Annotated in this window: 11 protein-coding genes, 1 tRNA gene and 1 riboswitch; of the genes, 10 read left to right on the forward strand and 2 right to left on the reverse strand. The window is 43.2% G+C overall.

The window, feature by feature from the left end:
• Nucleotides 1–38: 38 nt before the first annotated feature.
• The 8 genes from H5201_RS19375 (at nucleotide 39) to H5201_RS19410 (ending at nucleotide 7687) form a co-directional block, all read left to right on the forward strand.
• Nucleotides 39–434, forward strand: coding sequence for a thioesterase family protein (locus H5201_RS19375; RefSeq protein WP_182718354.1), 396 nt, complete (start codon nucleotides 39–41; stop codon nucleotides 432–434).
• A 124-nt stretch (nucleotides 435–558) separates the two neighbouring features.
• A complete protein-coding gene (locus tag H5201_RS19380) occupies nucleotides 559–960 on the forward strand; it encodes an META domain-containing protein (RefSeq protein ID WP_310736442.1) in 402 nt (133 codons plus the stop codon).
• A 55-nt stretch (nucleotides 961–1015) separates the two neighbouring features.
• Nucleotides 1016–1127, forward strand: a riboswitch (TPP riboswitch).
• 168 nt (nucleotides 1128–1295) lie between these two features.
• Entirely contained in the window at nucleotides 1296–3248 is a 1953-nt protein-coding gene (gene thiC, locus H5201_RS19385) for a phosphomethylpyrimidine synthase ThiC (RefSeq protein ID WP_220497188.1), read from the forward strand.
• 85 nt (nucleotides 3249–3333) lie between these two features.
• Entirely contained in the window at nucleotides 3334–4335 is a 1002-nt protein-coding gene (locus H5201_RS19390) for an FAD-dependent oxidoreductase (RefSeq protein ID WP_182785220.1), read from the forward strand.
• A gap of 20 nt (nucleotides 4336–4355) precedes the next feature.
• Entirely contained in the window at nucleotides 4356–4553 is a 198-nt protein-coding gene (gene thiS / locus H5201_RS19395; RefSeq protein ID WP_145234634.1) for a sulfur carrier protein ThiS, read from the forward strand.
• Between the two features lies 1 nt (nucleotide 4554).
• Nucleotides 4555–5352, forward strand: coding sequence for a thiazole synthase (locus tag H5201_RS19400; RefSeq protein WP_149983249.1), 798 nt, complete (start codon nucleotides 4555–4557; stop codon nucleotides 5350–5352).
• 33 nt (nucleotides 5353–5385) lie between these two features.
• A complete protein-coding gene (gene thiE / locus H5201_RS19405; RefSeq protein ID WP_182732513.1) occupies nucleotides 5386–6921 on the forward strand; it encodes a thiamine phosphate synthase in 1536 nt (511 codons plus the stop codon).
• Nucleotides 6914–7687, forward strand: coding sequence for a HesA/MoeB/ThiF family protein (locus tag H5201_RS19410; RefSeq protein ID WP_182732512.1), 774 nt, complete (start codon nucleotides 6914–6916; stop codon nucleotides 7685–7687). Before thiE ends, H5201_RS19410 begins: the two co-directional genes overlap by 8 nt.
• Before the next feature lie 100 nt (nucleotides 7688–7787).
• Here the strand turns inward: H5201_RS19410 and asd are convergent, their stop codons facing one another.
• Both asd and rsgA read right to left on the reverse strand, forming a co-directional pair.
• Nucleotides 7788–8654 (reverse strand): archaetidylserine decarboxylase, encoded by an 867-nt coding sequence (asd, locus tag H5201_RS19415; RefSeq protein WP_182785221.1) that lies wholly within the window; start codon nucleotides 8652–8654, stop codon nucleotides 7788–7790.
• An 18-nt stretch (nucleotides 8655–8672) separates the two neighbouring features.
• Nucleotides 8673–9731 carry a small ribosomal subunit biogenesis GTPase RsgA gene (gene rsgA, locus H5201_RS19420; RefSeq protein WP_145234644.1) on the reverse strand — a complete coding sequence of 353 codons (1059 nt, stop codon included), beginning with the start codon at nucleotides 9729–9731 and terminating at the stop codon, nucleotides 8673–8675.
• Nucleotides 9732–9852: 121 nt separating this feature from the next.
• Between rsgA and orn the strand changes: the two genes are divergently transcribed.
• Nucleotides 9853–10398, forward strand: a complete 546-nt coding sequence (gene orn, locus H5201_RS19425) for an oligoribonuclease (RefSeq protein WP_145234646.1) — start codon at nucleotides 9853–9855, stop codon at nucleotides 10396–10398.
• A 169-nt stretch (nucleotides 10399–10567) separates the two neighbouring features.
• Nucleotides 10568–10643 (forward strand) — tRNA-Gly (locus H5201_RS19430).
• Nucleotides 10644–10739: the final 96 nt, after the last annotated feature.

A 10739-nucleotide genomic window follows, 5' to 3' on the forward strand; every position in this document is an offset into this window, starting at 1 on the left:
TATAAACGCGCACAGTATACATAATAAGGAATACAAATATGACCTTTAAAGTTGACTTTAAAGTACGCGACTACGAATGCGATTTACAAGGCATTGTAAATAATAGTGTGTATTTTAATTACCTAGAGCATGCGCGCCATGAGTTTTTGCATGCGAATGGGGTTGATTTTGCTCAGCTTACTCGCGATAAAATTAATTTAGTCGTAATGCGTAGCGAGATGGATTACAAGCAATCACTAATGCCCGGCGATGAGTTTTATGTTGCTGTAGAGCCTGAGCGTATTAGTCGCTTAAAGTTTGGCTTTCGACAAACCGTGGTACGAAAGCATGATGAAAAAGTGATGTTAAAGGCACTGGTGATTGGCACCGCGGTGAATGATCTAGGTCGGCCATTTTTGCCCGAGCAAGTTGATCTACTATTTAAGTCTGAGTAATTTTCCGGTGCCACCTTTTTTACTATCTTAGAACATTTTTTTACATTAAAAACATGCATTATTAACGGTATAAACTGTTATTTATTGTTATCATGTTGCAATTGAGTTTTAGGTTAGTAATTACATGAAATTAGCAGCAATCCCGATGCTTATAATCGGTTTATGTATTGGCTGCTCATCGACAGGGACAGTCACCAGTGAGCAATTAAAATACACTAAGTGGCAACTATCACGGGTTGATGGTTTAGCAATCCCTGCATCATATTCAGCATCATTAAGTTTTATTGAAGCTCTGCAAGTCAATGGTTTTGCTGGTTGTAATAAATTTTTTGGTGAAGGTCAACTTGATGATAATCATTTAACGGTGAATAAATTAGGTATGACCCGTAAATCATGCGGAGATGAGTTGGACGAGTTTGAACTGCAGTTTTTAAATGCGTTAAAGCAAGGTGTGCCACTGCAAATTCAAGATCAGCAATTGGTTTTAAATGGCGAGCAAACATTTGCGTTTATTCCCGCAAGTTGATCTCTTGCAGGCTTGCAATATCTAACGTACACTCGTTAGCGAACAATATATAGAATTTTACTTGTCGGAGTGCCTTGAGTTTTTAACTTAAAGGCTGAGATCGCGAAAGCGGGATCCGTGAACCTGATCAGGCTAACACCTGCGTAGGGAACAAGCTGCCTAAAACGGGTGCTTGTGCGCCAGTTTTGGGCATAAGCACTGTGGCTGCCAAGGTTGGTAGTGCTTTTTTGTAACACCAATCTACGATCCATGTAGCATTTGCTACTCTCTATTGCGTTGCTTTTTATCGCACAGCAGTATCTGACAAGACAACCCTTTTAGCAATGAGGTAAGTCATGTCAAACACATCAAATAAACCGTCTCGCCGCGAAACTCGTGCGGCTGCATCAGATTATATTTATAACCTTACTGGGCAACCATTTCCAAGCTCACACAAAGTTTATGTACAAGGTACGCAAGATAATGTGCGTGTTGGTATGCGTGAAATTACTTTGAGTGATACCTTTATCGGTGGCACCGATGAAAACCCAGTGTACGAATCAAATGCACCACTGCGTGTTTATGATACGTCAGGCCCATACACAGATCCTGATTTTACTCTAGATGTTCGTAAAGGGCTGGATAAGTACCGCGAACAGTGGATTGAAAGCCGTAGAGATACTGAAATTTTAGGCTCAGTCAGCTCGCAGTTTTCTCAGCAACGCATGGCCGATGAAGGCCTTGATCATATTCGTTTTGAGCATCTCCCAAAAATTCGCCGCGCTAAAGCCGGTAAAAATGTCACGCAAATGCATTATGCTCGCCAAGGTATTATCACACCGGAAATGGAATATGTCGCAATTCGTGAAAACATGGGCCGTGCGCAACTTCAAAAAGAGTTATTAGCACAGCAGCACCAAGGCGAGTCGTTTGGTGCGAGTATCCCTGAGTTTATTACTCCTGAATTTGTGCGTGATGAAATTGCCCGTGGTCGTGCGATTTTACCTAACAACATTAATCACCCAGAAACCGAGCCGATGATTGTAGGGCGCAATTTTTTAGTGAAAGTGAACGCTAATATTGGCAACTCATCAGTTAGCTCATCTATTGAAGAAGAAGTTGAAAAAATGGTCTGGTCAACCCGCTGGGGCGCTGACACAGTTATGGATTTATCAACGGGTCGTTATATTCATGAAACTCGTGAATGGGTAGTACGTAACTCACCAGTGCCAATTGGTACAGTGCCTATTTATCAAGCGCTTGAAAAAGTAAATGGGGTTGCCGAAGATCTAACGTGGGAAATTTTCCGCGATACTCTAATTGAACAAGCCGAGCAGGGTGTGGATTACTTTACTATTCACGCGGGGGTGTTATTACGCTACGTTCCAATGACGGCAAAACGTGTCACTGGGATTGTGTCGCGCGGCGGTTCAATTATGGCGAAATGGTGTTTAGCGCATCATAAAGAAAACTTCCTTTATACTCATTTTGAAGATATTTGTGAGATTTTGAAACAGTACGATGTGTGTTTCTCATTAGGAGATGGCCTGCGTCCTGGTTCAATTGCAGATGCCAACGATGACGCGCAATTTAGTGAACTGCGTACGTTAGGTGAGCTGACCAAAATCGCGTGGAAACACGATGTACAAGTGTTTATTGAAGGCCCAGGGCATGTGCCAATGCATATGATCAAAGCTAATATGGAAGAGCAGCTTAAGCATTGCGACGAAGCACCTTTTTACACCCTTGGCCCGCTGACAACTGACATCGCCCCAGGCTATGACCATATCACCTCTGGTATTGGGGCGGCGCAAATTGCATGGTATGGCTGTGCAATGCTGTGTTATGTCACACCAAAAGAGCATTTAGGTTTACCAAATAAAGAAGACGTTAAAGAAGGGCTGATCACCTATAAAATTGCCGCTCATGCCGCCGATTTAGCCAAAGGTCATCCCGGAGCGCAAGAGCGTGATAATGCGTTATCAAAAGCGCGTTTTGAGTTCCGCTGGCATGACCAATTTAATATTGGTTTAGACCCTGTTCGTGCTCGTGAATACCATGACGAAACACTGCCACAAGAATCTGGCAAAGTAGCGCATTTTTGCTCTATGTGTGGGCCAAAATTCTGCTCAATGAAAATCACCCAAGAAGTAAGAGAATACGCTAAAGATCTAGAAGCCAGAGGCATAGATCCTAACAACGTAGGTGATGCTATTGAGATCAAAATGGTCGATGTTGAAGCCGAGATGCAAGCTAAATCAGCCGAATTTAAACAAAGCGGCTCAGAGATTTATCATAAAGCGGTTTAAAAACTAGTTAGCGAGTTAGAGAGTTGGCGAGTGAAAAGCTCGCTAACTTTACTCTTGTAGCTAGAAAACTGAATTAAGGATTCTCATGTCTTACAATATTGCGGTGGTGGGGTTTGGTTTAACGGGGCGTTTAACGGCGCTTGAGTTGAGTTTACAGCATCGGGTAACTGTTTATGAAGCGGGTGACGAACAAGCGCTTGATAGTGCAGGAAGAGTGGCAGCGGCGATGCTTGCACCACTGGCTGAATCTGTATTCTGCGAGCAAGACTTGGCCTTGATGGGGCTGGATTCAATAAAGCGTTGGCCGAGAATTTTAGCGCAACTTGATGAAGCGGTGTTTTTCCAACAGCAAGGCACACTTGTGGTTGCACACCAGCAAGATAAAGGTGACTTACAAAGTTTTATACTGCGTTTAAAGCCTTTAGCTGAACATCAAGGACATCAGTTAACAGGGGCACATATTGCTGAATTAGAGCCAGAGCTTACAGGGCGTTTTAACCAAGGTGTGTATTTACCTTGCGAAGGGCAAATTGATAATCAGGCTTTTTATCAAGCTAGTTTTAACACTCTAAAGCAGCGTAATGTGAGCTTTAAGTTTGCACAACAGGTTGATGTAACATCGCTAAATCTACAGCAATCGTTTGATTATATTATTGATTGCCGTGGCCTTGGCGCTAAAAGCGCAGCGTGTAAGCTACGCGGAGTGCGTGGTGAAGTAGTGCGTTTGTACGCCCCTGAGGTTAATTTAACGCGGCCAGTGCGGTTAATGCACCCGCGTTATCCTATTTATATTGCTCCGAAGCCAAATCATCAATACGTAATTGGCGCGACAGAAATTGAATCACAAGATAAGGGGGCTGCCACTGTGCGTTCGACTCTTGAGTTGTTGTCAGCAGCGTACACAGTACACAGTGGTTTTGCTGAGGCGCGAGTGTTGAATATTCAAACCGGCCTGCGTCCTGCATTTAGTGATAATCGCCCGCAGATTTCCCAGCAGCAAAATGTGATCAGCATTAATGGCTTATATCGTCATGGTTATTTACTCGCACCGAGTTTAGTGGCCGATGCCATTGCACGGATAAAATAAGGCTTATTATGAAAGTAAGTATGAAAATAACAATTAATGGTCAACATTTTGAGTTAGCAGATAACGCCAATATAGCCCAAGGTTTGACGCAGTTTGCAGCAAAAGAGCCTTTTGCAGTGGCGCTTAATGGTCAATTTATACCGCGTAGTCAATGTGATACTACCTTACTTAACGAAGGCGATAGCATTGAATTACTGTCACCGATCCAAGGTGGCTAATATGAGTAGCGTAATATCAGATAGTTTCAGTATTTATGGTGAGCAGATCACTAGTCGGTTATTAATTGGCTCAGCACTTTATCCATCACCTGCGGTTATGGCCGATTCGATTGTTGCCTCTGGCGCGCAGATTGTTACTGTGTCATTACGACGTCAACAAAGTGCCGCCGCAGGAGATGACTTTTGGCAATTGATCAAAGATACGGGCTTAAAAATTCTACCCAATACTGCAGGCTGTCACAGTGTCAATGAAGCAATTACACTGGCACAAATGTGCCGCGAAGTGTTTGCTACCGATTGGATAAAACTTGAGTTGATTGGTGATGATTATAACCTGCAACCAGATCCATTTGCATTACTGGAAGCGACACAGATTTTATTAGCCGAAGGCTTTAAAGTATTACCTTATTGTACTGACGACTTAGTGTTATGTCAGCGTTTAGCTGATGCAGGGTGTGAAGTACTGATGCCGTGGGGAGCGCCTATTGGCACAGGTAAGGGCTTGTTAAATAAATATAACTTAAAAACTATTCGGGAGCGCTTACCCGATACCACATTGATTGTTGATGCTGGCCTTGGCTTACCATCACACGCCTGCCAAGCGCTTGAATTAGGTTATGATGCGGTGTTATTGAATTCGGCTATTGCAGGGGCGGGCTGCCCTGTTACCATGAGTCATGCATTTAAAGCAGCCGTTGATGCGGGTCGTTTTGCTTACCGAGCAAAGGCGATGCCAGAAAAAGACGTCGCTGCGCCATCTACGCCCACTATGGGTATGCCATTTTGGCATCAACAGTAATAAATGAAGTAAAAAATTAGGAAATACGTAACTATGAATCATGTTGTTTGGACAATTGCTGGCTCTGACTCTGGTGGTGGTGCAGGTATTCAGGCGGATATTAAAGCGATGCAAAGTTTTGGCGTCCATGGTTGTACAGCGATCACCGCATTGACTGCGCAAAACAGCCTAGGCGTTGAAGCACTTAACCCGATTTCAACCGATGTTATTGAGTCGCAATTACTCGCCCTTGAAAGCGACATGAAAGCCCGTGTTATTAAAATTGGTATGCTTGCCAATGTGCAGCAAATTCAATTGATCAGTGAGCATCTAAAACATTATAAAGCCACTTGGCCGGTTGCGCCTTTGGTTGTATATGATCCGGTGGCCATTGCTAGCAGTGGTGACTTACTGACAGAAGAAGATACCGTTAGCGCAATTAAAGAATGCTTATTGCCGCTGGTGGATGTGATCACTCCGAATACCCATGAAACGCAGTTGCTCACTGGGATATATTTAATTGGTCCCAGTGCTGTGATCGAGGCTGCGCAAAAGCTGCAAAGCTGGGGCGCAAAAGCGGTGCTGATCAAAGGTGGCCATTGGGATTATCCAAGCGGATATTGCATTGATTACTGCAGTGATGCCAGCTCTTATGGCAGTAATGAATATTGGCTTGGTAACGAAAAAATTCAAACGCCGCACAGCCATGGTACCGGTTGTAGTATGGCGTCAGTGATTGCAGCGTGTTTAGCGAAAGGTTACCCGCTTAAAGATGCCTTTATTTTAGCCAAAGCCTATATAAATCAAGGCTTAAAAGCTGCGGTTCGTTATGGTGAAGGAATTGGCCCTGTGGCACAAACGAGCTTTCCCGATAATCTTGATGATTACCCACAAGTCATTGAAGCGGGTAGTTGGCTGGGTGATGAGCTGGATTTTGAACAACCAAACGAATTTACTATGGCGGCAGGTTTTACTGAGTGTGAAAACAAACAGCTTGGTTTATATGCAGTGGTTGATAGTCTCGATTGGTTAGAAAAGTGTTTAGCGCAAGGCGTTAAAACTGTACAACTTAGAATGAAAAACGCCAGCGAAGAAGAGCTTGAACACGCTATTGCTGCGGCGGTCACACTTGGTAAAAAGTACGATGGCAATGTGTATATCAACGATCATTGGCAGCTGGCGATCAAACATGGCGCTTATGGTGTGCATTTAGGTCAAGAAGATTTACTTGAGGCTAATCTGGTGGCCATTAAAGAGTCGGGCATGCGTTTGGGGATTTCGACCCATGGTTTTTATGAAATGCTGCGCGCTCATAATTACCGCCCGAGTTATATGGCGTTTGGCGCTATTTACCCAACCACGACCAAAGATATGACAGGGCAAATTCAAGGGCTTGAAAAGTTAAAGCGTTTTGTGCCGTTAATGAGTGATTACCCAACGGTAGCTATTGGTGGCATTGATTTATCACGAGCGGGCGAGGTTGCTGCAACCGGTGTTGGCAGTGTAGCTGTTGTTAGGGCTATTAGTGAAGCAAGTGACTATCAACAGGCGATTGCCGATTTACAAGTGGCTATTAATAGCAATGAGTGAGGCAATAAAAGGATCTTTATCTGACAAAGAGCAGTTACGTTACAGTCGTCATTTAATGCTTAAAGAAGTCGGCTTTGAAGGGCAGTTAAAGCTCAAAGCCGCTCACGTTGTGGTAATTGGAGCGGGGGGGTTAGGCAGCCCCGCATTACTGTATTTAGCTGCGGCTGGCATTGGCGAATTAAGCTTGTTAGATGATGATAAGGTTGAGCTTTCAAATTTACAGCGCCAAGTGCTCTATAAAGTAAATCATTTAGGGCAAGATAAGGTCAGCGCTGCGGGCAAAGTATTAAGCAGCTTAAATAATCAAATCAAGATCAACACAGTAAGTGCAAAATTAACCACTGAAAATGCTGAGCAAGTTTTTACTGGCGCAACCTTAGTACTTGATTGCAGCGATAACTTCAGTACTCGCTATGTAGTAAACCAGCAATGCTTGGCACTGGGTATTCCACTGGTGTCGGGGGCGGCAATAGCGAGTGAAGGGCAGCTGATGTGTTTTGATTTTCGCCAGCCACAGAGCCCTTGTTACGGGTGTATATTTGGAGCACAACCGCAACAGCAGGCGCTTAATTGCAGTAACGCGGGCGTGCTTAGTCCGTTGTTAGGTGTTATTGGCTCGATGCAAGCACTGTTGGCAGTTAATATCTTGCTGGGCCATCATCAAGGCAGTCAGTTTATTCGTTTTGATGGGCTAAGTTTAGCGCAGCAGCAGTTTAAATTAACTAAAGCGCCCGAGTGTACTGAGTGTGCAGGGGAAAGAGCTTAAATAAAAAACGCGGCATGACTGCATTAGTCGGTCCGCGTTTTTAATTAAAATGAGTTATAACTTAATTATTAATTAGGTATTAATCATCAATCATCAATCATCAATCATCAATTTTAGCAAACGGTGTGCCCATGCGAGTCACTGTGCCTGGTTTTTGATCATCAAAGATACCTGCTTTATTAGCACCCCAGGCTAAAATAACCGTGGAGCCTAATTTAAAGCGACCCATCTCTTCACCCTTTTTCAAGGTAATTGCATTTTCACCTGAGGTTTTGTAGTTCCAGCTAAATACATCTTTACCTGCTGGTGGTGTAACTGTACCGGCCCAAATAGTTTCGATACTGGCAACAATTGTTGCACCCACTAATACCATAGCAAGCGGGCCAATTTCAGTCTCAAAAATGGCTACTACGCGTTCGTTACGAGCGAATAGATTAGGTACATTTTGCGCGGTAAGTGGGTTTACTGAAAATAAATCACCGGGGACGTAAATCATTTTACTCAAGGTGCCATCAATCGGCATATGAATACGATGATAATCTTTTGGCGCTAAGTAAATCGTTGCAAAGTCGCCGCCTAAAAATGGCGCTGTATCTTGCTCTGAGCCGCCAAGTAAAGCTTGTAAGCTATAGTCATGTCCTTTGGCTTGAATAAGCTGGCCTTCAACAATTGGGCCTAGTTGACTGATGGCACCATCTACAGGATGAGTAATGATGTCATCTTCAGTGGTTAATGGCCGAACGCCTTCTTTTAAAGGACGAGTAAAAAACTCATTAAACGTTTTATAGTGAGCTGGGTCGCTATATTGCGCTTCATTCATATCAATTTTATATTGTTTAATAAACAATTTAATTAAAGTAGTTGTTAGTGCGCCTGCTTTAGCTGCAGCTAACTTGCCTACCATACGGGATACAAAATGTTTTGGCATTGCGTACTGCATTGCGATTTTGAATTTGTCTAAACTCACAAGTTTTTTCCTAAAAAATTATACGCGTGGAGCACGAGCACCCGCTCGGCCATCGGCCATTGTTTCTAAAATTCTATGGTAGCTATCAAAACGTAGCTGTGAAATATCACCATCATCGATTGCTTGGCGAATTATACAGCCCGGATCATTTAAATGCTTACAGTCTCTAAAGCGGCAACCGCCAATAAACTTGCGAAACTCTTTAAAGCACCAAGTAACGCGCTCTACATCTAAATGCCACAAGCCAAATTCACGAATACCAGGGGAATCAATTAAGTTACCGCCTGAAGGTAAGTGATGAAGTCGTGACACGGTTGTTGTGTGTTGGCCAAGGCCACTATTTTCAGAGACCTCTTTGGTCAGTATTTCAGCATCAGGTAAAACAGTGTTAACTAAAGTTGATTTACCCACACCACTTTGACCAACAAAAATACTATTTTTATCAATTAAGGTTTCTTTGAGTGCATCAATACCGTAACCGGTTTTATTACTGACTAGTAATACTTGATAATCAAGTGACCTATAAATATCCAGAATTTTATTGATGTTAGCAAGCCCAGGCTCATCAATTAAATCTATTTTATTGAGCACTAAAATAGGCTCAATGCCCATATCTTCGCAAGCAATTAAATAGCGGTCGATAATACTGGGGGTAAACTCTGGTAGTACCGCAGAGACCATCAAAATCTGGTCAATGTTGGCGGCTATGACTTTTACACCGTCGTAAAAATCAGGGCGAGTAAGTTGCGAGCGCCGTTCATGCATCGCTTCTATAACGCCAGCTAAATCACCTTCGCTGACTTTTGCGCGGCGAAATTGCACTTCGTCTCCGCAAACAATACCTTTAACGGTACGGCGAATATTGCAGCGCAAAACATCTCCGTTATCAGTTTCAATATCGGCATGTTGACCAAACCGACTGATCACCACGGCATTTTCAGGCGCACCTAAATTGTCAGTTTGCCATTGCTCAACCTTGTTAGTGGTTGGCGCAGAATCTGCATTAGACAAGCGTTTTTGGTGATTGGCCTTAATCCTACGGGATTGACCTTTACTTAATTTCTTCTGTTTTGCCACTTTTGGCCCATAACTTAGTTAAATGTCGTGCTTTTTGAAAAAAAAGCTTTAGGTCGACTGATGATACTAATATGATATATCTAAATGCGTTAGATCTAAAGGAAAGCACCGCAAGGTAATTATGTCTTTTCATAAATCAAATCTGATTTGGCTCGACCTCGAAATGACAGGTCTTGAACCAAGTACAGACAAAATACTCGAAATAGCCACGGTTGTCACCGACAGTGCGTTAAACATCTTGGCTGAAGGGCCAACTATTGCAATTCATCAAAGTGATGAGTTGCTTGATGGTATGGATGAATGGTGTACTAAGCAACATGGTCAGTCAGGGTTAACTGCACGCTGTAAAGCGAGCACATTCACAGAGCAAGATGCTGTTGAACAAACTTTGGCATTTTTAAAGCAGTGGGTTCCTGCAGGCGCTTCGCCTATGTGTGGTAATTCAATAGGCCAAGATAGACGCTTTATGAATAAATATATGCGTGAACTGGAAGATTACTTCCACTATCGTAATTTAGACGTAAGCACTATCAAAGAACTAGCACGACGCTGGAAACCAGAAGTTTTAGCACAAGTGCACAAAAAAGGTTCACACCTTGCTCTTGATGATATCAAAGATTCCATCATGGAATTAAAAGTCTACCAAGAAAAATTCTTTAATTTGTAAAAAACACTTGCAAACACATCGGATTATTGTAGAATCCTGCCCCGCTTAAGACGATAACCCCCGCGGGGTTAGTGTGCTTGAGCAATTTGAATGCGGCACTAGTTCAGTTGCCGGAACGTTCACCGCGACCTGTCGCGGACCAACGGAAAAATTACTGACTATTTTGAATGCGGCACTAGCTCAGTTGGTAGAGCGCGACCTTGCCAAGGTCGAGGTCACGAGTTCGAGCCTCGTGTGCCGCTCCAATTTCTCACCAAAGAAATTGGAGTAGAAATAAAGATTCAAGATGAAAGGCAAAAGGAACAAGGTTTAATTTTGATAGAACCTAGAACCTAGAACCT

Origin of the sequence: Pseudoalteromonas sp. SG43-6, assembly GCF_014164365.1 — a bacterium.
Classification (GTDB): domain Bacteria; phylum Pseudomonadota; class Gammaproteobacteria; order Enterobacterales; family Alteromonadaceae; genus Pseudoalteromonas; species Pseudoalteromonas rhizosphaerae.

Coding starts and splice junctions, on each gene's coding strand:
- H5201_RS19375 (WP_182718354.1), top strand. CDS start 39: ATGACCTTTAAAGTTGACTTTAAAGTACGCGACTACGAATGCGATTTA.
- thiC (WP_220497188.1), top strand. CDS start 1,296: ATGTCAAACACATCAAATAAACCGTCTCGCCGCGAAACTCGTGCGGCT.
- thiE (WP_182732513.1), top strand. CDS start 5,386: ATGAATCATGTTGTTTGGACAATTGCTGGCTCTGACTCTGGTGGTGGT.
- H5201_RS19400 (WP_149983249.1), top strand. CDS start 4,555: ATGAGTAGCGTAATATCAGATAGTTTCAGTATTTATGGTGAGCAGATC.
- H5201_RS19380 (WP_310736442.1), top strand. CDS start 559: ATGAAATTAGCAGCAATCCCGATGCTTATAATCGGTTTATGTATTGGC.
- H5201_RS19410 (WP_182732512.1), top strand. CDS start 6,914: ATGAGTGAGGCAATAAAAGGATCTTTATCTGACAAAGAGCAGTTACGT.
- thiS (WP_145234634.1), top strand. CDS start 4,356: ATGAAAATAACAATTAATGGTCAACATTTTGAGTTAGCAGATAACGCC.
- H5201_RS19390 (WP_182785220.1), top strand. CDS start 3,334: ATGTCTTACAATATTGCGGTGGTGGGGTTTGGTTTAACGGGGCGTTTA.
- orn (WP_145234646.1), top strand. CDS start 9,853: ATGTCTTTTCATAAATCAAATCTGATTTGGCTCGACCTCGAAATGACA.